The 24,242-nt window shown below is 50.4% G+C and carries 16 protein-coding genes and 3 pseudogenes; 12 read left to right on the forward strand and 7 right to left on the reverse strand.

The annotated features are described in order from the left end of the window. Positions 1-85 precede the first annotated feature (85 nt). Together XI25_RS01590 and XI25_RS01595 are read right to left on the reverse strand one after the other, a co-directional pair. Positions 86-640: a chromate transporter gene (locus tag XI25_RS01590; RefSeq protein ID WP_046677043.1), complete on the reverse strand. Its 555-nt coding sequence runs from the start codon at positions 638-640 to the stop codon at positions 86-88. After that, positions 640-1,206 (reverse strand): chromate transporter, encoded by a 567-nt coding sequence (locus tag XI25_RS01595; protein ID WP_046677044.1) that lies wholly within the window; start codon positions 1,204-1,206, stop codon positions 640-642. Before XI25_RS01595 ends, XI25_RS01590 begins: the two co-directional genes overlap by 1 nt. Positions 1,207-1,313: 107 nt before the next feature. Here XI25_RS01595 and XI25_RS01600 point away from each other — a divergent pair, with 107 nt between their 5' ends. Further along, entirely contained in the window at positions 1,314-2,210 is an 897-nt protein-coding gene (locus XI25_RS01600) for a LysR family transcriptional regulator (protein WP_200901338.1), read from the forward strand. A gap of 260 nt (positions 2,211-2,470) precedes the next feature. Then, positions 2,471-2,968, forward strand: a complete 498-nt coding sequence (locus tag XI25_RS01605) for a DinB family protein (RefSeq protein ID WP_046677045.1) — start codon at positions 2,471-2,473, stop codon at positions 2,966-2,968. A 188-nt stretch (positions 2,969-3,156) separates the two neighbouring features. Here the strand turns inward: XI25_RS01605 and XI25_RS01610 are convergent, their stop codons facing one another. Next, on the reverse strand, positions 3,157-4,164 hold the full coding sequence (locus XI25_RS01610) for an alpha/beta fold hydrolase (RefSeq protein WP_046677046.1): 1,008 nt from the start codon (positions 4,162-4,164) through the stop codon (positions 3,157-3,159). A gap of 284 nt (positions 4,165-4,448) precedes the next feature. Between XI25_RS01610 and XI25_RS01615 the strand changes: the two genes are divergently transcribed. Continuing rightward, entirely contained in the window at positions 4,449-5,342 is an 894-nt protein-coding gene (locus tag XI25_RS01615) for a LysR family transcriptional regulator (protein WP_046677047.1), read from the forward strand. 252 nt (positions 5,343-5,594) lie between these two features. Here the strand turns inward: XI25_RS01615 and XI25_RS01625 are convergent, their stop codons facing one another. Further along, positions 5,595-6,086, reverse strand: coding sequence for an effector binding domain-containing protein (locus XI25_RS01625; RefSeq protein ID WP_046677049.1), 492 nt, complete (start codon positions 6,084-6,086; stop codon positions 5,595-5,597). 375 nt (positions 6,087-6,461) lie between these two features. Between XI25_RS01625 and XI25_RS01640 the strand changes: the two are divergent. The 9 genes and pseudogenes from XI25_RS01640 to XI25_RS01675 all read left to right on the forward strand — a co-directional run bounded on the left by XI25_RS01640 (position 6,462) and on the right by XI25_RS01675 (position 20,511). Next, positions 6,462-8,654: pseudogene (locus tag XI25_RS01640) on the forward strand (heavy metal translocating P-type ATPase). A 262-nt stretch (positions 8,655-8,916) separates the two neighbouring features. Beyond that, entirely contained in the window at positions 8,917-9,390 is a 474-nt protein-coding gene (locus XI25_RS01645; protein ID WP_046677053.1) for an SRPBCC family protein, read from the forward strand. Between the two features lie 346 nt (positions 9,391-9,736). Next, positions 9,737-10,063, forward strand: a complete 327-nt coding sequence (locus tag XI25_RS01650; protein WP_152669046.1) for a hypothetical protein — start codon at positions 9,737-9,739, stop codon at positions 10,061-10,063. 2 nt (positions 10,064-10,065) lie between these two features. Beyond that, positions 10,066-11,165: pseudogene (locus tag XI25_RS01655) on the forward strand (ATP-binding protein). Then, positions 11,153-13,563 (forward strand): annotated as a pseudogene (locus tag XI25_RS31795) (DUF5682 family protein). Before XI25_RS01655 ends, XI25_RS31795 begins: the two co-directional pseudogenes overlap by 13 nt. Continuing rightward, positions 13,548-14,744 (forward strand): VWA domain-containing protein, encoded by a 1,197-nt coding sequence (locus XI25_RS01665; RefSeq protein ID WP_082112170.1) that lies wholly within the window; start codon positions 13,548-13,550, stop codon positions 14,742-14,744. Before XI25_RS31795 ends, XI25_RS01665 begins: the two are co-directional and overlap by 16 nt. Before the next feature lie 80 nt (positions 14,745-14,824). Then, entirely contained in the window at positions 14,825-18,382 is a 3,558-nt protein-coding gene (locus XI25_RS30955) for a DUF4132 domain-containing protein (RefSeq protein WP_082112164.1), read from the forward strand. Between the two features lie 4 nt (positions 18,383-18,386). After that, a complete protein-coding gene (locus XI25_RS30960; protein ID WP_052759412.1) occupies positions 18,387-20,246 on the forward strand; it encodes an SWIM zinc finger family protein in 1,860 nt (619 codons plus the stop codon). After that, positions 20,233-20,511: a hypothetical protein gene (locus XI25_RS01675; protein WP_046677055.1), complete on the forward strand. Its 279-nt coding sequence runs from the start codon at positions 20,233-20,235 to the stop codon at positions 20,509-20,511. Before XI25_RS30960 ends, XI25_RS01675 begins: the two co-directional genes overlap by 14 nt. 459 nt (positions 20,512-20,970) lie before the next feature. Here the strand turns inward: XI25_RS01675 and XI25_RS01680 are convergent, their stop codons facing one another. The 3 genes from XI25_RS01680 to XI25_RS36680 all read right to left on the reverse strand — a co-directional run bounded on the left by XI25_RS01680 (position 20,971) and on the right by XI25_RS36680 (position 24,155). Next, complete coding sequence (locus XI25_RS01680) at positions 20,971-22,803, reverse strand: alpha/beta fold hydrolase (protein ID WP_046677056.1); 1,833 nt, start codon at positions 22,801-22,803, stop codon at positions 20,971-20,973. A 57-nt stretch (positions 22,804-22,860) separates the two neighbouring features. Further along, on the reverse strand, positions 22,861-23,448 hold the full coding sequence (locus XI25_RS01685; RefSeq protein ID WP_046677057.1) for a TetR/AcrR family transcriptional regulator: 588 nt from the start codon (positions 23,446-23,448) through the stop codon (positions 22,861-22,863). A 407-nt stretch (positions 23,449-23,855) separates the two neighbouring features. Next, on the reverse strand, positions 23,856-24,155 hold the full coding sequence (locus XI25_RS36680) for a YmaF family protein (RefSeq protein ID WP_082112165.1): 300 nt from the start codon (positions 24,153-24,155) through the stop codon (positions 23,856-23,858). Positions 24,156-24,242: the final 87 nt, after the last annotated feature.

A 24,242-nucleotide genomic window follows, 5' to 3' on the forward strand; every position in this document is an offset into this window, starting at 1 on the left:
AAGTCGCGAAATCCGAGGCTGATATTCTGAAGGTTCATGAAGGTAGAAACAGCGTTCCTTGTTATTTCCTTTAACAGTACGATTTTTAATGAATAATGCCTCCTAGTATCCCCGTCAGAACCATGAGAAGGATCGGGTTCATCTTCCATTTTCTCAATACAAACAAAGATCCTGTAAATAGACCTAAAGCAATCCAATCCACATTAGCAGCCACGCTTATTGCTGATGTCCCAAGAAACGTCAATAGCAATATTGTTGCAGCAGCGGAAATAATAAGCCCCAGTGAAGCCGACCTCAAGCCGTTCAAAGCTTCAAACACATAGATGGATTTATTGAATCTTTGAAAAAAACGATACAGCAAAATAGAAATGCCGACTCCTGAAATCACGCAGCCGAAAGTAGCGATAATTGCGCCCGGCATCCCCGCAATCTGTAAGCCAACGAACGTGGAGGTGTTTACCGCTAACGGGCCGGGCGTCATTTGCGAAATGGCAATGATATCGGTAAAAACCCTTTGCGATACCCATGCGTATTTTTCAACTGCCAGTTCCTGAATGAACGGGATGATTGCGTACCCACCCCCGATACTGAACAAACCGATCTGAAAAAAGACCAATAACAGTTTCAATAATTCCCCCATTATTTCTGCCGCCTTTCGTTAAGCCACACGCGCACAATGCATATAAAACAACACACTATGAGGATAATTGCCACATTGATTTCAAAGATAAAATTTGCCAAAAATGCCGCCGGAATCATCAGAGAAAGAAATAAAGAACGTTCTTTGATCATCGCACTGCACATATCAACAACGAAATCAACGATAAGGGCTGCCGCGCCTGCCTGCATTCCTCTCAATACTGCGGAGATTGACGGATCCGCCGCAAAAGCAACATAGAAGATGGAGATGAATGCCAATATGACGAGGGATGGAATGACAGCAGCAATACAGCTGATTACAGCGCCCATCATCCCCGCTACCCGAAATCCTGCGAGAGTTGACAAGTTGATTGCGATTGCTCCTGGTGAAGACTGTGCAATGGCAGCCATATCGACGAGTTCATCTTCGCTGAGTAGTTTTTTTCCGGATACAAAATACTTCCGAATCATCGGAACAACAACATACCCACCGCCAAATGTAAATGTGCTGATAAACAAATTTATGCCCAGAAGCCAGATATATAGTTTGGTTTTTTCGCTTATCATCTGATCGCCTCCTTGTCACCCTGTTATTATGGAGGTTGTTGATCGATTAGTAAAATGATAATATTTCGCAATAACGATTAGTTTTATTCATGGGAGGAGAAGCATCTATGATGACGCTTCGGCATTTTGAAATATTGCGGGCAGTTGCAGAAACGGGAAATTTTACAAGGGCTGCGGAAAGGTTATATATCACGCAATCGGCAGTTTCTCATGCAATACGAGAACTGGAAGAAAAGGCAGGGACAGCATTGTTTGACCGACTGTCAAAAAGCGTTCAGCTTACAAAAAGCGGCCGGCTTTTGCTGGAGGAAATTATACCGATTTTATCTACGTGCGAAGCCTTGGATGCACGTATCAACTGTTTGGAAAAACAAGCCCCCCTGCACATTGTTTCCAGTATTACAATTGCAGCGTTCTGGTTACCGAAAATATTGAAAGCCTTTCAAAAAGATTGGCCTGATATATCGATCAATGTCGATGTGGTCAGCGCAGCAAATGCCATCGAAATATTGAGGAACGGCAAAGCTGACATCGCTTTGATTGAAGGTACGGCTCCCCAAGGGCCTTTTATATGTACCCCTTTTGCTTCCTATCCGTTATATATTGTGTGTTCTCCCGACTATCCTATCACTCGCAGGGAGTTGACTCTGCAAGATTTTTGCTCCGAAAAACTATTATTGCGTGAAAAGGGCAGTGCCATCCGCGATACTTTAGACAGCGTTCTTTATTTGTCCGGACATACCGCGCAACCTGCATGGACAAGCGTAAATTCCCTAGCATTGATCGAAGCTGCCAAGGCTGGATTCGGCATAACGATTTTGCCGGATGTTCTTGTAAGCGAGCCCCTATCGCAGGGGAAATTGATTTCACTGTCTGTCAAAGACCTCTTGTTGAAAAATGAATTGTTTGCAGTTCATCATCGAGATAAATATCTGACAACTCCGTTGAGGACCCTTCTTTTGCATATAGAATCTACGATGTCTCAGGGGCTCTATAACGTTTGAGATCTGCTTCTAAGGCTGATGAACTGCTGCAGATTGGTTACGATAAAGACTGCTGCGTGGTAATGGTAGATAATTGCAGCATCTAAAAACAAAACCCAAACTGAATGGTAGGAATAACAAGATTATCTAATTGGTAAAATGTATGGTCGAAGATTGTCGATTTGTCAGCTAATAGAATTTGAGCAGCGGGTATGTATTGATTATAATGAGCGTATCGTTATCCGCAAGGAGAACGCCAAATAAGGGAGGAGAGGGAATCTATGGTGAAACAACTGATCATCGGAGACGCCATGCATGAGCTGGCCGCGACGCGCCGCATCCTGGAGCGCTTGCCCGAGGAGCATATGACATGGAAGCCGCACGTGAAATCGATGACGCTCAGCGGGCTGGCCACGCACCTGATCAACCTGCTGAACTGGCAAGTCGCGATTTTTCTTTACCCGGAATTCGATCTTTCAACCGTGCCGCTTCGGCGGGAACCTTTGGAAAGACGCGAAGACGTGCTGGCGGAATTCGACGCGAACGTCGTCAAGCTTGAAAAGCTGTTAGCCGAATGCGACGAGAAAACGCTCGGCGAGGAATGGACCTTGCGGAACGGCGACCATATCATCATGCGCCAACCGCGGGCGATCGCGCTGCGCACCTTTGGATTAAGCCACATGGTCCACCACCGTGCGCAGCTCGGGGTTTATTTGCGGCTACTTGATATTCCGGTGCCGGGCCTCTACGGTCCCTCGGCAGACGAGGAAGGCAAATGAACTAAGACGCGCTGAAAAGTCGCAGGGCATCGGCATGACCGCCGGTATCCTGCGACTATTTTTTCGGGACGAACGCTTTTTTATCGCCGGGCATAGCGCAAATGACTTCTTTTCCGCTAAGCGGCAAAAGAGCTCAGTCAATCAAACTGAGTTCAGTTAAAATGTTGTGAAATTTTGAAAGTCATGATTTACTGCAAAAATTGTTTCAGATGGTTGTCGATTACGAACGAATCCGGTTCGTTGGCTCCGATTCCGAAGCAATGGCCCCACTTGGATTCAACAGGCCGGAAAACAGCATTCGGCATATGCTCTACTTCATACGCGTTGTCTTCGAGAGGAAAGAACAGATCGGTCGAACCCGGCATAACAAGGGCATGTGCGGTGATTCGGTTCAACGCCTGTTCAAAATTTCCGTTGTCTGCAGGAGTGGCGCTAATATCCCCGTGTATCCCTGTGCGGAGCATGGCAATCAAGTCGTTGGCATCGAAAGAAAAGAACACTTGATCCCAGTAGTCTTCCAGATAAGACTTCAACGTTGGGTATCCCTCCGCCTGATAAAGTTGGTCCAAATAATAGGCCTGAGAAAACCCCCAAGGGGCATAAGCGCGCCCCATTGCGGCGAGTCCAGCTGCAGGTTGACGGATATAAAAGCCATCCTTCCAATTGGTATCGGCTTGCAATGCGGCGATCAACGCCTCAAAAACAACTTGAGCATGCGGTCTGGTCTTTGCTGTTCCGCCAAACGGCGCAATTCGCTCAACCATCTCCGGATAGCTTGCCCCCCATTGAAAAGTTTGCAGCGCCCCGAGCGACCAGCCTACGACTAAAGCAAGCTTCGAAATGCCGAACTTCTCGGTTACGAGCTGGTGTTGTAGCCGGACATTATCGTAAATCGTGACGAGCGGGAAATTCGCTCTGTCAAAAGGGGCCGGTGTATTGCTAGGGGAGGACGACAGACCGTTCCCCAACATATTGGGCACAATAATAAAATATTTGTCGGGATTGAGCGCTTTGTCTGGCCCAATCAACCACTCATTATCGGTATGCAGGCCCGCGAACCAGGTCGGATAGACAATCGCATTGCTTTTGGCGGCGTTTAAAGTTCCGTAGGTTTTATAGGCAAGAAAGGCTTGTGGCAGCATGTGGCCCGATTGCAGTTCGACATCTCCGAGCGGATAAATTTCGTAATCTTTCATGATCCGATTCTCCCCGTATAATATTTTTTTCGAAGTATGGGTAAGTCAAGTCGCGCTTATTGTCCGAACAGTGCCTCATGAAAGGCAAGCGTTTCATCGTAATCCTCCAGCTTCAGTTACGCCGAACCAGAATGTTCAGGATCTTTATTTCCTTAGCCTCCTTTACAATACAAGTTTTTAGGGGGTGAAGCTTGATTTTTACTCTACGATAGGATTACCATCAAATCAACGAAACGTTTTTGATTGTTATGTTCATTTATTTTGAATGAAGAGGTGCTTTCCCAATGGAAATCCGCCAACTTAAAACATTTTGGACGCTTGCTTCCACCCGCAGTTTTAGCCGCACTGCGGAATCACTGAACTATGTTCCGTCCACTGTAACGATGCAAATCAAAGCTTTAGAGGAAGAATTGGGGGTCAAGCTGCTGGATCGCCTGGGCAAGACTGTAGTGTTAACAGACGCAGGCTACCAGTTCTTGCCCTATGCCAACAAAATTTTAAATGATATTGAAGAGGCTCGGCATGTCTCAAGCCAGAGGGGGGAGTTGACCGGTACCGTTATAATCGGTGCAGACGAGGTGCTCTGTACGTACCGGTTGCCCGCATTGCTCCGGCTTTTTCGCGAGCGCTATCCGCGCGTTCGTCTTTTGTTCCGGCCCTTGTCCAGCCACAATTTGAAACAGAGCCTGCGAGAAGGAAATGCGGATGTGGTCTTTATGCTGGATGAACCTGCCGTATCTACGGACCTTCATACGGAGCTTTTGCTAGACGAACCCTTTCTTATGGTTGTTTCCCCTGACCACCCGTTGGCTTCACGGTCAACATTAAGCATAGAGGACTTTCACGGAGAGCATATTCTATTAAGCGAAAAGGGCTGCTCTTATCGGTTATATTTCTATCGCACATTGTTGAGAAAAGGGGCCGACAGCTTGACCGAGCTGGAGTTTAACAGTGCAGAAGCCATTAAACAATGCTCAATGACGGGGCTCGGCATTGCCTTGCTGCCTGAAATGGTGATCAAGGGAGAAGTGGAGCGGGGGGAACTGATCGTTTTGCCCTGGGATTTATCTGAAATACGATTTACTACTCAAATGTTATGGCATCAAGAGAAATGGATTTCACCATCGCTTAGGGTCTTTATCGAATTGGCTAGAAGTGTGCTGAAACGCAGCTCATGAGATTTTGCAGAGGGAATTCCTTGTGAGTTGAAAGACAATCAAAATTCCATAACGCTCTGGACGCACATTAAGCCCACCCTTATCAAGGGTGGGCTTAATGTGCGATCATTGGTTTTGTCCGGGTTCCCGCAAGCATTGCTCGATCAGAAGATCGGCCGGCACGTTAACGGGGAGGAAATTCATGTAGACGTCGCCAAACGTGGCCATTAGCATGTTTTTGCTAACGCAAGTCAATAAGCCTGTTGCGCTGCCTTATCTGACATTCCGTTTTTGCACAGGCACCCATACTTCAACTTCAGCGTCCGTCGGATTTCCATTAAGCAAAACTTCGGCGATCGGTGCCCCAGAATATTCATATTCGTACTCATCGGTTAAAAGGGAGCCAAATGCTTGATCTTGCAACTTATCAAATGCGAAGCGCGATAATCCGCCGCTTCCTGATAAAATTAAATATTCACTTTCCGGGAAGTGGACTTCAACAGCATGTTCAGGCAGAGGTTTGGAAGATTGAACACCCGCATAATAATTGACATAACCATTCTCCTTGGCTACTGCGGCGTAACCATAAGGGCTTTCTGCATAAGGGCGAAGGCTGGCGATTTGACCATTATCCATCACGCTCTTGAAAAAAGATGTCTTTTGGCTTGAAAACTGTGGAGAGTGGATGTTTGTCCCATCGTTTAGGATGGTTTTAAAACCGATGACACGAAAGGCTTGCTTCTTTTCAATCTTGAAATTGTTCATTTTGTGATGCCTCCTAATGGGTGGGTTTTGAATACGTATTAAGCATAATCTATCAACTGTGACATCTATATGGCATACTTGAATGGAGGTGGAGCACGCTAGGGATTTTCCTAAGATTTTAATCAATATACCTGAATATCCAAGAGAACGTCCTTAACTCGGCGTTCTCTTTTTGTTGACGAAAGTAATCGCCTCTTACAGATTCATAGGGCTACCTAGAACCGGATAGCTTGCCGGTATCCTTGGCCACGCTGTCAGTAAAAACCATGATGGAAGAAGCATATCGGCCGCAAGAAGGCATGTTGCATCAAGCAGATTTTAAAACAATATTCATTTTGCACTTGAATAAAACGAAATTATACAATATATTTAAATATGAGCAATTGTTCATGCATAAATATAAAAAGGGAGGTAGTTATTATGAGAAAAGCTTTTAAATTAGAAGGACTCGATTGCGCTAACTGTGCAGCTAAATTGGAAAGAGCGGTATCAAAAATAGAAGATGTCAGCAAAGCAACTGTAAGCTTCATGACCAGCAAGCTGGTGCTTGAAGCAGCTGACGACAAATTTGATAGCGTTGTGGAACAAGCTAAAGCAACGATTAAAAAAGTCGAACCAGGCGTTGTAGTGAAAGCTTAATAACCAGCGGTACTATGAATGGCCGTGAGGAATCATCATGGCCATTCATAGTATGCAAGGAGATGGAGTGAAGATTAAATCATGAGAGAGAAACAACGGTTAATCCGTACAATCACAGCCTTGGTTTTATTTTTAACTGTGGTGATATTCCCTGTTGCTGATTCGTGGAGGCTTTGGGCGTATCTCGGTATCTACCTGATTGCCGGCGGCGATGTTGTGCTTAAAGCTCTAAAGAATATTTTGCGCGGAAAAGTATTTGATGAAAACTTCTTAATGAGCATTGCAACTATTGGTGCATTTATTATTGGAGAATATCCTGAAGGCGTTGCAGTTATGCTGTTTTACCAAGTTGGAGAATTGTTCCAATCATACGCTGTTGATAAATCGCGCAAATCGATCGCTGGGTTAATGGACATTCGTCCTGATTATGCCAATGTTCAACGAAACGGAAAACTGGTAAAGGTCGACCCTGAAGAAGTGGCTATAGGCGATATTATTGTTGTAAAGGCCGGTGAGAAGGTCCCGCTCGATGGTAAAATCATTGACGGTGCATCGATGGTAGATACATCTGCATTAACAGGCGAATCCGTACCGCGAGAGATATCCAAAGGCAATGATATTTTAAGTGGGTTTATCAATTTAAATGGCGTTTTAACGATAAAAGTAACCAAGGAATACGGAGAATCCACCGTTGCCAAAATATTGGATCTGGTCGAAAATGCCAGCAGTGAAAAAGCAACCACGGAGAACTTCATTACGAAGTTTGCTAAATACTACACTCCGATTGTAGTCATCGTTGCCGCGTTGATCGCCGTTATTCCACCACTTTTTGTTGACGGAGCCACCTTTAGCGACTGGGTATACAGAGCATTAGTATTTTTGGTTATTTCCTGTCCATGTGCATTAGTTATTTCCGTTCCATTAAGCTTTTTCGGCGGTATTGGCGGCGCCTCCAAAATGGGTGTATTGGTTAAGGGCGGAAATTATCTTCAAGCCTTAGCCGATACCGAAATTATTGTATTTGATAAAACAGGTACCTTAACAAAAGGAACATTCAATGTAACCGATATTCAACCAAATGGAATGTCCAAAGACGAACTGTTGGAAATTACTGCTTATGCAGAAAGTTATTCCAATCACCCTATTTCAATGTCGCTTAAGCAAGCTTACGGACGACCGATTGATAACGCAAGATTAGCTGATGCTGAAGAAATTTCAGGACATGGTGTCAAGGCGCTTTTTGATGGCCGCTCCGTTATGGCGGGTAATGCCAAACTGATGCAGCGAGAAAACATTCCTTACAATAGAGGGGAAATCGTAGGCACTGTAGTTCATGTCGCTGTCAATGGCGCTTATGCAGGTTTTATTACGATATCGGATGAGATCAAAGAAGATGCTAAGCAAGCGATCGGAGATTTGAAAGCAAATAAAATTCGCAAAACAGTAATGCTGACAGGCGATAGTAAAGCAGCAGGTATCAAAGTAGCGAACCAGCTTGGATTGGATGCAGCATATACCGAACTGCTTCCAGGCGACAAGGTCGATAAATTGGAGGAATTGCTTAGCGAAAAATCAGCAAAAGGCACACTTGCCTTTGTCGGTGACGGTATTAACGATGCTCCTGTGCTAGCAAGAGCCGATGTCGGTATTGCCATGGGCGGGCTCGGTTCTGATGCCGCAATTGAAGCGGCAGATGTCGTCATCATGACGGACGAACCTTCGAAAATCGCCACAGTCGTAAAAATATCACGTAAAACATTAAGAATTGTCAAGCAAAATATTACGTTTGCTTTAACCGTAAAATTTGCTGTTCTTATTCTAGGAGCATTTGGAATCGCGAGCATGTGGTCAGCAGTATTTGCAGACGTGGGCGTATCCGTGCTCGCTATACTTAATGCGATCAGAATGTTAAATGTCAAAAATATATAATATTCATAGATCCATCGGATCGAAAAGCAGGCCGCCCAAGAATGAAATTCTCAGGCGGCCTGACGGGCGTTTTCGATGTAGTGATTGGGCTCTTCAAGAGAGCAATCTGGAAGAACTCAATGCATTGTTTATTTGCTATGATTGAAAAAATGATGACTGTAAAACTTACCCCTTATTTAAACATGGGAAGGAACGCAAGGGAAGCTACATAGTGATATAGGTTTCAACAAGTCAAAGTCAAATTCATTTGGGAGGGATGGACATGAACCAAAACAGCGCAACAAACAAAATCGCAACGCAAGTAGGTGAACGAAAGATTGTGATCACCCGCGTATTTGATGCTCCACGCGATCTTGTGTTTGATGCTTGGACGAAAGAGGAGCACCTGTCGAAGTGGTGGGGACCTCGAGGTTTTACGACGACTTTTCATAAGTTTGACATGAAACCGGGCGGTACATGGGAGTTTATCATGCACGGTCCTGATGGCGTCGATTATCCCAACACCAACGTCTTTGTCGAAGTCGTTAAACCCGAGCGAATCGTCATCAAACATGCTGTGTTTCCCCATTTTCTGGCGACAGCCATCTTTGAGGATCTCAATGGTAAGACCGAACTCACTTATAGCACGGTTTTTGAAGAAAGTGCCGCTGTATTCGATAAGGTGAAAACATATGCCGTCCCAGGTGCCGAACAGACCATGGATCGTCTTAAGGAGCATCTGGCAAGTATGTCTTGACGCTAACGGACACGTTAGTTCAATTTAAACCAGCGGCAGTCCGCAGTCCAGGAATGCCGCTGGTTAACATGTACGCATACGAAGTCGCGAAATCCGCGGCTTTTTTGTTTTATCGATGCAAGTTCTTGTCCTTGGCTCGAGACAAGAACTTGCATCGTTAGCCATAATGGATAATAATTCACATTCATAACCGATTAGATAATGTCTAATGTTTCTTCGTATCACTAGCCTCAACGGATCATTAATCGCGAATCGGCTCCGGCTCGCCCGGATGCACATAGCCTTGGCCGACTAACGGCTAAGGCTATTTTTGTTGATTATGTTAGTCAGCATCATACGTCATTAAATGGGCATGCAGGCCAGCGCTATCCGTGATATTCATTTTGCTCATACCCGAGGGGAAGTCTTTCGTCCAAAACTTTGGCCAAGTTGCAATACTTCGGATAACAGCCGCATTATGATCTCCGCTTCAAAGATTATCATGATCCCATTTGATGGAAAAACAGCATTTCATAAAAATACGCTACAAGCTATTTCCTTAGACTTAGACTTGTTGCGGGAAGAAGGACATTTCAACTATTTTTTGGCGTTTTTAACAAAGAAAAAGAGGGCTTGTGTTAACATGGAACAAATAAGAACGTACGATCTGTTAATTCGAGAGGAGACATCCTGACGATGGAGATGCTGAAACCACCCGCCGAGACATTATACGAAAAGCAGCTGCGGGCGCTGCGCGAGGAGGACACGGGCAAACGTCCACCGAACTGGCTGTTGTCCCCTGCATATGTACGGGACTTCATAATTGGGCGGGACGAGCCTGCCATGCTTGATGGCGAGCCGATCGAAATCACGCGCAAATTTTATGGCAATGACGTGCTGATCGAGCGCGCGGTCGTGACGCTGGCGGGCAACCGCGGCCTGATGTTGGTGGGAGAGCCGGGCACCGCCAAAACGATGCTCAGCGAGCTATTGGCGGCGGCCGTATCGGGCACCAGCCTGAACACGATCCAAGGGACGGCCGGCACGACGGAGGACATGATCAAATATTCGTGGAACTATGCGATGCTGCTCGATAAAGGCCCCTCCGAAGCGGCACTGGTGCCGTCCCCGCTATATACCGGCATGAAGAAGGGCATCCTGACGCGGTTCGAAGAGATTACGCGGAGTCCGTCGGAGGCGCAGGACAGCCTGATCAGCATCCTGAGCGATAAAGTGATGAGCATTCCCGAGCTTGAAGGGGGCGTGCTGTTCGCGCAGCCCGGATTCAACGTCATTGCTACGGCGAACATCCGGGACAAGGGGGTCAACGAGATGAGCGGCGCCCTGAAGCGCCGGTTCAACTTCGAGACGATCAACCGATCGGCAATGTGAAGCTGGAGGCCAAAATCATCGAATCCCAGGCCCGCAGCCTGCTGCAGCATAGCGGCATCGAGGCCGAAATCGATACGGAGGTGGTGGAGCTGCTGGCCACGACCTTCATGGAACTCCGCACCGGAATGACCCGCGAGGGTTATAGGCTGGATTCGCCGCAGGCAACGATGAGCACGGCGGAAGCCGTGTCCGTGTATGTCCAGAGCGCGATGACCTCGTACTACTATGAAGGGAAGGACATCGCGCTGGATCGGCTTGTGCAGAACATGCTCGGCACAATCGCCAAGGAGAACGAGAAGGACCTGTCGATTCTCAAAACGTATTTCTCGAAGGTCGTGAAGATGCGGTCTAAGGATGAAGGCATCTGGAACCGGTATTATGAGGAGCAAAAATGGATTGGTTAAGCCAGGTGACGGATGCGGATGTCGCGTCATTAAAAGGCCTGTTTGACGCCAAGGTGCACGATCTGGGCAGCGGCACGGTCTACTTTCCGGTCCGGCACCATAGCCCGGCCTGCTGCCACCACCTGGTAAAGCTGATCCATGAATACCGGCCCGAGTCGATCCTTATCGAAGGGCCGGAGAGCGGGAATCCGCTGATCGGGGTGCTTGCCGACGAAGCCACGATCCCCCCGGTCGCCCTCTATTACACGTACGAGCACGAGGCGGGAAGGGATGCCTGTTATTATCCGATGCTCGCATGTTCGCCGGAATACGTGGCCCTTAAGGAAGCGGCCAAGCGAGGCATTCCGGCGCAGTTCATCGATCTGGACTACCATCACCTGGCAAGCTGCCATGCTGAGCCGGAGAATACGGAGAAGCTTGAGGCATCCACGCAGGATGAGACGCTGCTGGCCGGATCGGCCTTTATTCAGCGCCTGTGCGCGAAGCTGAACTGCCGCAGCTTTGACGAGCTGTGGGAGAAGGTATTCGAGATTGGCGGACTGGCGAAAACGACGCGCGATTTCGTTCAGGACGTATTTGCGTACTGTACGCTGTCCCGCATGTGTTACCCGGAAAGCCGGCTCCTGGCTTCCGGCGATCTTGCGAGGGAAGAGCGCATGCGGGAGCGGATCGCGGAGGCGCGCCGGCAGCATGAGCGCGTGCTTGTCGTCACCGGGGGCTTCCATACGTACGGGCTGATCGCCGAAGCGGCGGAGCCGGAAGCTGGGCGCCGTGCCTCGGAAAAGCCGGATATGGGCGCCGGACAGGTGCAGCACCAGATTTATCCGATGGCCTACACGTTCCCCGAAGCGGACCGGCTGAACGGATATGCCAGCGGCATGCCGTACCCGAATTACTACGACATGGTCTGGGAACGTCTCCGGCGCGGGAAGGAACAGCCTTTCGGGCTTGTTGCCGTTGACCTGATCGCCCGGCTGACCCGCAAGCTGCGGGAGCGCCATGAGGGCGTATCCACCAGCGACGCGATCGAGGCCTCAGGATGGTGCAAGATCTTGCAGCTTTGCGGGGAAAAAGGGAGGGCGGCGCGTACGAGCTGATGGATGCGGCCCTGTCCTCGTTCGTAAAAGGCGAGCAGTCGCTGGCTACGGAGCAGCCCCTTACGGAGCTTGGGCGGATGCTGACCGGGGATGCCGTCGGCACCGTTGCGAGAAATCCTTTTCATGTGCCGATCGTGGAAGATTTTAAGGAACGGTGCATGGAAGCAAAACTCCGGATCGAAACGACAGGACGGCACAAAAAAGTGCTGGATCTCTATGCCAAAGCCGGCCATCGCCGGTTAAGCCAGCTGTTTCAATGCATGGCCTATCTCGTTCCGACGTTTGCCGAGCGGAAGTCCGGACCCGACTGGACCGCCATGCGGGACATGAGCCTGGTCCGGGAAACGTGGGAGTATGCCTATTCCTCACGCACTGAGGCGCGTTTGATCGAAAACTCCCTGTACGGCGGAACGCTCAGGGAAGCTGCCACGCGCAAGCTGGAAGAAGAAATGCAGGGCATCCCGGACCACCATAGCGGCGAGATGGCCCAAAGAATGCTGCTGGCCTTGCTGATGGGTCTGCAGGACACCGCTGCCCGGCTGTACGATCAGGTTTGCTCCGCCCTGCGAAAGGATGGGAATTTTCTGTCGCTTTGCAGCAGCCTGCACGCATTGAACCGGATCCGGCAGCATGGCCGATTGCTGGGCCTGACGGAGGATCCGCGGCTGCCGGAACTGGTCGCGGAGGCATACGACAATGCCGTGGATAAGTTAACGCAGCTGGCGCGCGCGAATCCGGACGAGCATGGGGCGATCATCCAAGGACTTAAGCTGCTGTCCATGCTCGCCGATTCTCCGGACCCGCAGTTCGGGGTCGATGTGTTCCGGTCGCATATGAATGAGCTGCTTGCCGACCCCGGCCTGCCTGCTCAGCTGGAAGGCGTCTGCGTAGCGATATCCTCCGGCCTCGGAGATCGGCCGCGGCGGGAAATCGTCGAGCGGGCCCGTGCTTATATTCGCGGCGCCCCGGAGCGAATGCGCCAGACAGCCCTTTACTTGCAGGGCGTCTTCGCCGTCTCGCGCGATGCGTTCCTGTACGAGGACGAGCTGTTGTCCGAACTGAACTACTTGGTCGGACAGCTGCCGTATGAGGAATTCGTCGGCATGGTCCCCGAGCTGCGGCTGGCGTTTACGTATTTCACGCCGCTGGAAATTACGCTGATCTCCGAACGGGTGGCGGGGTTGTTCCGCGTGCAGGCCGACGAGCTGGATGCGCCGGCCATGGATGAGCTGGAGCTGGCACAAGCCCGGACATGGGACGAGGCCGTCAGGAAGGAGTTTGAAGCATGGAAGCTGATTTGAAGCGGCTAGACGGCGGGGGAGCGGAAGCCGAGCCAAAAAGCAATTCCCCAAGCGCCGAGTCCGAGTCGCTGAACCGCTGGCGGCTCATCCTTGGGGAAGCCGCAAATGAAGGTCTTGCCCGGTCGGACGAATTCGATCCGGAGCATTTCCGGTATGCCGAAGTGGATGAAATTCTGGATTACCTGTACAGCCGAGAGCATGGCGAGGAGCAGGGCTACCGGAAAGAAGGCGGACGCGGCCCGTCGAACCTGACCGTTCCGTCCTGGCTGTACAAGGTCCGGGAGTTGTTTCCCAAGCCGACGGTCGAAATCTTGGAAAAGCAGGCGTTGGACCGCTACGGCTTGACCGAGCTGCTGACCGACAAAAAGCTGCTCGAGTCGCTCGAGCCGAACATGGGACTGCTGAAAAACATCATGCAGTTCAAGGGACGCATGAAGGGCGAGGCGCTGAAAAGCGCGAAGGACATCGTGCGCCGGGTCGTGGAGGATCTGCGCCGCAAGCTGGAGTCCCAAGCGAGGGCAAGCATTATGGGCAAACGCTCAAGGTACGCGGACAGCCCCATTCGTTCGCTGCGCAACCTCGACTTCAAGCGAACGATTGCAAAAAACCTAAAAAACTACGACCGGGAAAAACGCCGGCTGGTGATTGAGCGTCTTTATTTTGACGGCAACGTCCAAGCACGGAACAAGTGGAACGTCATCATCGGCGTGGACGAAAGCGGCAGCATGATGGATTCGGTCATTTACAGCTCCGTCATGGCCAGCATCTTTTACCGATTGAACGCCTTGCGCACAAAGCTGTTCATTTTCGATACCGAGGTGGTGGATCTCAGCGACCGGCTGGAGGATCCGGTGGACGTGCTGATGAACGTGCAGCTTGGCGGAGGCACCCACATCGCGAAGGCGCTGCGTTACGGCGAGACGCTGATCGAGAACCCCGGCAAAACGATCTATATTTTGGTCAGCGACCTGGAGGAGGGATACCCCATCCAGCATATGTACAAAGCGTGCAAGGACATCATGGATGCGGGCTGCAAGCTGCTGGTGCTTACCGCGCTCGATTTTGAAGGGAATTCCGTATACAACAAGCACGCGGCCCAGGTTCTGGCCGATCTTGGAGCACACGTCGCTGCCATTACGCCGAACGAGCTTGCGGACTGGATCGGGGACATCGTCACTTGAACATCCGTTCTTCCGCTGGATAACGATAAGTTGAATCGCAAAGCCTTGCTGTTTAAAACAAACCTTTCATGGAGGTATGAATGATGCTTACCGCAGACCGCACCATCGAAACGCTGGCGGAAAAATTCGCCCGGGTATGCTCCGATGAATATTCCCTGAAAACGGACCGGAGCGAGCAAATTTACGATTATATTATGGGAAACACCGACACATTCCCCGACATGCTCGGCAAAAAGAGCCATTATACATACTTGAGCACGGAAGCGCTCATAAAGCTGGGCCGGAAGGATGAAGGGGACGTCTTTTTCCGGGCAGGGGCGATCCTGATTCATCTGGAATCCGACTACCGAAATTCCTGGAGAGAAAGCGCGTTCTCCCTGTGCTTGGGCGGCGATGCGAAGGCATATGGACTGGCAGGAAAAACGAAGGGCGGCGACCGGATGGGCAAAGTCGCGGCACGATTGGAGAACATCCGTACCTATGCCGGCAATAGCGAGGTCGTGGATGAGGTCAAGCGCAGCCTGACCAAGATGAAGAGGCATCTGGAAAACCAAAAAACGAATCATGGGAATAACAGCAACGACATGGTGGAAGCGCTGCTGCTCTTCCATGCCTACAGGGGATTGCCGGGCGACGCCAAGCATGACGCCAAGGTTCAGGCCTTCAACAACGAGCTCCCCGAGCTGTACCGGGCCGTGCTGGCAAGAGACGCGTCCTTGGTAAGGCAACTGCTCCATGCGTTGTTTGAGCCGCTCGTCGTCGGATACGCGCAGACGAAGGATAACCGATCATGGCAGGAGCTGGATCAGGAATGGCTGGAGCAGAAGCGCAAGGCGATCATGGCGAATCGGTACCCGGACGCCTCGTCGGGCGGGAAGGACCGCGTCACGCCGAGCGTGCTCCAGAACACGCTGATGCTCGCTTGCACGTCCTTGTTGTATCTGGTGAACGTCGCGGGCGGCAAAGAAGCCTTCCTGGACAAACAGGACGACACCGGACTGGCGTTGCTGGAAGGTCTGCGCGAGCTGCATCAGATATATCCGCTGGAAGTGCGCCATTACCTGCTCAGCATGGACTATCGCGCCAAAAATACGGAAGAACTGTTAAGCGGCCTGTTGCCGGTGGACGAGCCCTTCCGGCTGATAGAGCAGCTGTGCACCGATTTGTACAGCCACTATGTGCCTTGGCAGGCGCTGCAAGCGTCCATCGCGGGCGATCCGGAGCGGGCCAAGCGTGCATACGACCTTTCGCGTTCCGCCTATTTCAGGGCATTCATCCATAAAGTGCTCGACGATCATGGCGTAGCGCTGCCACCGGAAGCCGGCACGGTGGAGGAAGCCGTGTTTGCCGCCTTGCGCCACCCGCTCGAAGGGGGACGCCACGGCTTGAATGTCGCACGATACCTCTCAGGAGAGACATCGCTGGAGGACTACTGGAAAGACAACGTAAACCGCGCCTTGTTCACCCATCTGAACCGGAACCCGAAACGCATTGCCAACCTGATCAAGATCACGTTCCTGCCGGTGGAATCCGAAGCGATGCGCCGTTTCGCGGTGCTGCTCTCGCGTCCCGAAACGGGCACGATGGAGGCGCTGTCCGATCTGTATTCCTCTTATGCCTTTAGCGGACAGCAGCTGCTCAAGGCGCACGGCGATGATCCGGAGGTAAACCGCGAGCATTTGCTATCCAGCCTGTTTCAGCTCAACGGCATGCGCGATTACAGCTATCGCGCGGTCCCGCACGACGAATATGCGCAAATCGTCGAGCAGAACCTGGATTTCGCGTTCAGCCAGTACAAATCGCTGCCTGCCGATACCCGCTTGCTCGCGCTGGACATTGCGTTCGGGGAAGGGAAGCAGCTCACGCTGGAGCAGCTTTCCAGTTCGCTTCGTCTGGGCCTTCAGGACTCGTCCAAGAAAGCGAATGCCCTTGCCGCAGCAAAATTCAACCGTACGCCGGACCCGGAGCTCTACATCCACGTTTACCGCAACGAGAAAAAGGCCGGCATCAAGGAAATGGTACTGAACGCCATCCGCAGCCTGGAACAACCACACGCGGTTTACCAGTCACTGCTGACCAGCGAAAAATCCGCCGACTGGAAAACGCTGATCCGGATTTTGATGGATACGGCGGAGCTCGGCCCGATGCATGCGCATGCGGCGCTCGCGGAGCAAGCCGATGCCAAGAAACGCTCCCGCATCGGCTGGCTGTCCGCCAGCGAGCTGCCCGATCTCACAGGCGCCGATGGAGAGATGCTGGATGAACGGATCAAAACGTATATTCTTCTTCAATCGGTCGATCATAGCGCTGCTCCGAACGAAGGATTGAACGAAGTGCGCACGTATGCCACCGCGGATTCCCTGGCACGTTTTGCGATGGAGCTGCTGCAGGTTTGGATTCAGGAAGGGGCCCCGGCCAAGGAAAAGTGGGCCATGTACCTGTCCGCGCTGTTCGGCGACGTGCAACTGGTGAGTATCTTTACGCGCCAGATCAAGGAGTGGACGGAAAACAGCCGCGGCGCGATTGCCGCCGATGCCGTCAAGGTGCTGGCCTACCTGAAGGAACCGGCCGCGCTGATGGCCATCGACTCGATCAAACGCTCCGTGAAGAATCGCCAGGTGAAGACCGCCGCGGAGGAAGCGCTGCTGCTGGCTGCGGAACAAATGGGGCTCACGTCCGAGCAGCTGGAGGACCGCCTGGTGTCGTCGCTCGGCTTCGACGAGAAAGGAACACAGCGGCTCAGCTACGGCGAGCGCTCCTTCCTGATCAAGGTCAACACCGATCTTCAGCTCGTGGTGTGGAACGAAGAGGCCGGCAAAGCGGTCAAATCGCTGCCCGCTCCCGGACAGAAGGATGATCCGGACTTGGCGTCAACGGCCAAGGCACGGTTCACTCAGCTGAAAAAGGACCTTAAAACGATGGTGAACGTGCAAATGCAGCGTTTGGAAGAATCGCTGTCCAAGCAGCGCTTATGGACGGGCGAAGATTGGAAAGCCCTGTTTGTGGACAACGTCATCATGCAGAAGTTCGCGGTCGGCCTGATCTGGGGCGTTTATGAGGATGGAGGCTTGGCGCTGACCTTCCGATACATGGAGGACGGCACTTTCAACACCGTGGACGAGGAAGAATACGAGCTGGATTCGGCGTCCAGGGTCGGGCTCGTACACCCGCTGGAACTGGAGGCTTCCGTCATCGAGGCCTGGAAAACCCAGTTGGAGGATTACGAAATCGTTCAGCCGTTCGCCCAGCTGCAGCGGGAGACGTACGCCATCCTGGAAGAAGAGCAGGATAAAGGCGAGTACGAACGACTGCCGGACGCGGAACTATCCCCGACCGGATTTCCGAAAGCGCTCGAAAAGTATGGCTGGATCAAAGGGCAGCCGATGGACGGCGGCTGGTACCACGAATTCTACAAAAATTACGGCGACATGAAGGCCGAGCTGACATTCAGCGGAACGAGCATCTCCTATTATGAGGGCCTGGAGGATATCACGCTGGAGTCGCTCATTTTCTTCAAGGCGGGCAAGGAGAGAGATTATTCCTATTATAGCGACCGCAAGCCGATCCCGCTCGGAAAGGTTCCCCGGCGAGTATTCAGCGAAACGGTTTACGACATTTTGAGAGCGGCGGGGCGTTGAGCACGTGACGAACTTTGAAGCTAAATTCCGGCTGTTTGCGGAGCACTGCACCGAGGATTACCTGATCCGGTACGCCAACAAAGGGCTTTACAAGCGTTCCTTGAAAGACATCGAGCAAGGCGTCAGCGTGCAATATGCGTGGAATGCCTCGTCCGTAAGCTGCCGGCTTAGCGAGGGCACGGCCTGTACGCTGGAGGACCGGCTGGATCAATGGCAATGCTCGTGCCCGTCCGAGCGCATCTGCAAGCATGTACTCATTGCGATCCTGTATTACCGGAAAGAACATGGCGGCGATGCGTCGGCAATAGGGACGGCGGCATTGGAGCCTGCCGAAGCAAGTGATCCATCCGTCCGGCAGGATGCTTCCGGCGCTCAGCCCGACGGTACGGCGTTTGCGGAGAAGCCCGCGGAAGCGGATGCTTCCTCCCAAGCGCCGACGACGGCATCCGTTGATGGCGCGCCTGCATCGGAGTCTCCCGTCTCATCCGGTCGTTTTCAGTGGCTGCTGGCGTCCGACCTGGAGCGGCTGATCAAGCCATACAGCGCCGCTGTCGTGGAGGAAGCGATGTTCCGGCTAGGATACCCTGCAGAAATTGAGGTGATCCGGGACCCGCTGTTGCTCACGGTCCGGCTGGTCAGCCAGCAGGTGGAGGTTTCCTTTACGGAGGAGCCGGATCTCGGCAAGGCGCTTTTCAAGCCGAAGCAGGCGGCAGGAACCTTGGCCAAGCTCGAAGCGCTGCTGCGCTTCCGGAAGCTGCATGGGCTGGATGATGCCCAAGCGTTGGGCGAAAAGGCTTATGAAGCGAAGTTTTCGTTACAGACGGTCAGGGAATGCCGCGAGATGCTGGCTGGCATGCTGCGGACGGGACTGGCCCGATTGCCGCAATCGTTCATCGCGCAGCTGGAGACGCTGGCGGTAGCTGCCCACAGCGGCAACCTGCCGGATATTGAACGCAGCCTGCGCGGCATTCAGGGCGAGCTGCAGCTCTTCCTGAACCGGCATGTCCGCTTTTCCATGCCGTCCCTGCTGGATCGGATCACCAAGCTGTATCTCGCGCTTCAGGTGCTGGAACAACAGCGGGTGTCGGCCATGCTGCAAAGCCAGCTTATCGGCAGCTTTCGCAGCAAGTACTTTACCGTCCCCGAGCTGCATCTGTACGGACTCGGAGCGGACGCCTGGGAGACCCGATCGGGCTATCGGGGCATCACGTATTATTTTTACGGCCTGAATGACCAGGAAGTGTACACATACAGCGACGTGAGGGCGACGTATTACGATAGCCAGCAATTCATCTACACCGACCGTTATGCATCCAAAATTCCATGGCTGCCGGGCGTAAGCTTCCGGGAATGGGCAGGGGAGGAGCTCCAGTTCCGCAACGTTAAGGTGAACGAGGAGCGCCGTCTTTCCTCCGGAGAAGGAGCCAAGCTGGAGCTGCTTGGACGAAAACCCGTGGAAGAGATACGTTTCGGGGAGCGGCTGATGCAGGACCCGGCTGAGATTACCCGGGAGGAGCACGCAACGGTTGACCTCTTCGCTGCACCGCGCGAACGGCTGGCACTGGTGCGAATCGCTAGGATCGCGGACCAGTGCTTCCACGCGCAGACCCAGGAGCTGCACGTCACTGTGGAGCACGAGTCGGGGGAAACCCTCGTCATGGTCTTTCCGTATGACAAGGATTGGGAGACAGCCATTCATCGGCTGGAAAAAGGATACGGCTTGTCCAAACTGGAGCATTTCATCGCATTCGTTCGCATTCAAGGCGGGCGCATGTATCCAATCAGTTTCCTGAAAGAAAGCAAAGTAATTAGCCTGAAGCTGGACGTCGGATTGGGCAGGAGGGGTGCATTTGCGAGAATATAGTTCTTTGCTGAAGCAGTTGGAAGCATGGGCGAGCGAATTATTGCTGCGCGGCGTTGCCCAAATCGGTCTTAAAGACGTTGATCGGCTGCAGGAGCTGCGGGCAGGGGCGAAACGCTGGGACATGGCATTTTTGCAGGAGCTGATGGAACCATTGATCGATAATGGACGCAAAATGGCCCTGGGCGAAGGAGACGAAGCGCTGTTACTGCTTCAATACTGCCGCCTGGCTCAGTACGCGCAGGCCGGTTTGCAGGAACGGGTCTGAAATCAGGCGCCCTTCCCGTCGGCACGAAGGGACACGGAACGAAAGTGGCAGAAATCATGGGTTAGAGGCAGGGAAGATGCATTCCCTGCTCTTTTCTCGGTTTTCGTTCATAGGTCAAATCTTGACCATTGCCGTCTACCATTCAGGCAAATGTGGTGACTAGCGATGAAAAGGAAATGTCCATGAGCGAACCGCCATTGATCCAGATCGTCAATGAACAGCATCCGGTTGGCGTTCCTCGCAGTGGTTCCACCTGAATGTTAGAAATGTGATGTTTAAAACACTTCCGAAGATGCCGCAAATAGGCTATCGGACTGAGCATATGCTTAAAACACTGCTGATGCACTAGTGAATGGAAAACGTCCGGACCTTTAATAGATCCGGACGTTTACTATAAGCAGATCTCATATCGTCGATTTAGGTTCCTTCCCGTTGTAGCAATAACATAGATCCTCCAGTTTACTGAGCAGATAATTGAATCCATTTTTGAATCCATTGTGCAGTTATCTCAGGGTGGGAAATAGGGAATTGATGTCCTAACGGTAAGTGAGTGATTGGATTGTGGCTCCATTCACTCGGAATAGAATACTCCAAATCTTTATCTCCCCAAAGGATGTTTAGCTTGTTCAAATCAATCCCGTCAAGATTCGTTTGAAGCGAATGGGGCTTAGAAATAGCTGCCATGACTTCCGAGGTAGATGTTCTAACTCGAGGAGACTGCAATTCTTCCATAACGTAATCTAAATAGAAATCTGGGATTTCCTTCTCATTCAAAAAGCTTCCGCTTGCCATGAGCCTTTTTTTGAACATAGATTTATTCATCAGTGATAAAAAGAACTTTGTTACAATGGAAGATCGATATTTGTAATGTGCTGGTTTTAAAACAGGTTGCAATAAGATTAACTTTTTAATTCGCTGCTGAATTTGTCCGGCTGCGTGCGCTGCGACCAATCCTCCAAAAGAATGTCCAATTAAGATAACGGGTGATTGAAAGCTAAGGATCAAATCAACAACGGAATTAATGTATCCTACGATCGTATTGGGGTTGTGGTGATAAGGTGAACGTCCGAAACCAGGCAGATCAACAAGCCAAATAGGTCGGTGGGGCAGTGAGTTTGCCAATGGAATAAAGCAATCCGCACCAGCAAATGTGCCATGGAGCATGATGATCGGTATTCCGTTTCCTTCCCTTACTAGCGCAGTTAAGTTCCCAACTCGTCTATTGTGAAATTTATCGGAATAGGTTGAATCCTTATGGGACAATCGATAGTCCAAGTCAGTAATAACAAAAGGCAAGACAGTTTGTTGAAGCGATACATTCAAATGGTGTTTAACAGCCATTTCATTTTTTGACGATGTAGGGAAATCGGGCTTCACTATAAATTCCATAGAGGCTTCAGGTATTTTCACTAATTTTCCGACTCCCGTACGAAATAAACCTTTCATTAATTTTAGCGAAACAACGCCAACAGGAGCTTTTACACGAACTTCTTTTGCGATTGCTGTAACCAGCTCTTTCATGTTAGGAGTATTATTTTTCTCATCCAGCAAAAAATATGTGTTGTTTATCGGCTGATCTTCCTCAACTAAGGCAGAAACCAAAGAAGCGACATGATCCACATGAACCATAGGAAGCCAATATTCTCTACCTCCAGGGACTAGAGGCATTAATTTTCTTCTCGTGGAATCGACCAAAATACTAAGACCTCCGAGCTGCTCTGTTTTTCCCGTTACGGAATCTCCGATGACGACGCCGGGGTTAACGACAGACAAAGGTATGCCTAGTTCATGCATGGTTTGTCGAATATACATATCCGCTTTGAATTTCATTTGCTCATAGGGTGGGGTTTTCTCTAGATGGAAGCCCGTCTGATCGTCCAAGATATTGTCCTCGTTATAAGGGCTCATAAATCCAACGATGTGTATGAAATGCTTCAAAGTTTTTTTCTGCTGAACAGATTGAGCAATCGCGGCGATTTCCTTGGAGGCTTGCAGAAAGACCCGTTCTGCTGTGTCTTGATCCAGTTCTATATTCATCGGGCCACCTGCATGAATAATGATGTCGACGTCCATGACTAGCTGCAGGTCATTCCCCTTTAACCCCAGATTCGACTGGGTAAGATCGCCAAAGACGGGAATCACATTCTGATATCCAGCAGGCGGTAATGAGTTTATCAAGTTGTTGAATTTGTTCATGGAACGAACCAAAACAATGGTGCGATGATGATTGGGTATCAGCTTAATGAGCTGCTTTCCGATAAAACCAGTCCCGCCGGTCAAGAAAACATTCATGTTCAGAGTCTACTCCTTTGTCATAGTACTGTTTAGTACTAAAGTTGGGTAAAAAAATTACTTCTTTAGCAAAAACGCTATAGAAGCAAGGATGTTATTTAACAATAAGGGGTTGTTTGTGGCTTTGGTAAGGAACAGTCCGCCTTCTATTGAAGAGATAATCAATGCTGCTGTTTGTTTAATGGGTGTTTGTTCCGGTAATTGTTTATTTTGAATGGCTTCCGATAACAGCTTTTCGAGTAAAGTGGTTTGATGCTCGAAGAAATCCCTAACCATTTCTTGAACTTGGATCGAGTCATTGGAAACTTGAGTATAGAAGGTAATAAATGGACACCCTCCTAAATAATCTGTTCCAGTATTATCTTCAGCTATGGCATTCAAGAGACTTCCTAGCTTATCCGTTACGGACAAGTCCGTTCTGGCAAGAACGGTGTTGATCCGTTCTTGGTAATGAACGATAAATTTGTCCATAATTTGCAGCAACAACTCCTCCTTGCTTTTGAAGTGATAGTAAATGTTCGTTTTTGAAACTTTGCATTGGTCAACGATTTCGTCCATGCTTGTAAGCTGATAGCCTTTTGTTAGAAATAAATGTGCGGCAACTTGCAGTACGGTGTCACGGTTTGATTTTCTTTGTTTTTTCATATTAGCACTATACAGTACTAATCATAGGATGTCAACTAGAGGGTTCTGATGCATACAAAGAATTTTGTACTTAAAAATCACGGATTAGCTAACATTTTTCCATCTTGCGGAAGGGACACCCCAACCAAGCAGAAACGATATTTAACTAAAAAAACTACGCAAATGCGCTGGTTAAACTATCGGGCCGGATCATTGAGGAAAAAGTCGTTAACGCCTAAAAATGCAAACGCGACCTAGCATCTTGCACAGTATCTTCACGAAAACCGAAAAAGTCCCTGGGTTGGATTCACTATGTTTTGTGGAAATCTGGAGCGTACGCGAACCGGGGCATCCGAAGCACAACAAGTTCGTTTTGGAAAGTAAAGGCTCTAACCCGTGGAAGTCCATAGGTAGAACCTTTATCTGTATTACACGCGTTTAATGCTTTCAATAATAATATCGTGACGATGAAGTGTAGAATCGCTTACTCGAATCGGCACACTCGTTTTGCCAGAAAGAAGATGTCGATGACCGTCTGCGAATCGAGTCAATTGACGGAAACGATGGAAGTGTCGAGGTCCTTGACCATTGATTGCAGGTCCGGTTATACCTGAATAGCGATGTCGATGTCCTTCATTAAACGAAGTGTTGCCGGACATCCGATGCTGAAAACGATCTCTGGTTTGTGAAAGGCGCGCTTTCTTCAGTGAGCGCTTTCCCTTATTCATCTTCTCATAATATCAGTAAACTACATCAACATAATTTATAAAGAAGTCATATGTGGGGGAACGGTGGTTGCCAAGATGAGTGACTCC

The sequence above is a fragment of the Paenibacillus sp. DMB20 genome (assembly GCF_000987955.1).
In the GTDB taxonomy this organism is placed as follows: domain Bacteria; phylum Bacillota; class Bacilli; order Paenibacillales; family Paenibacillaceae; genus Paenibacillus_AQ.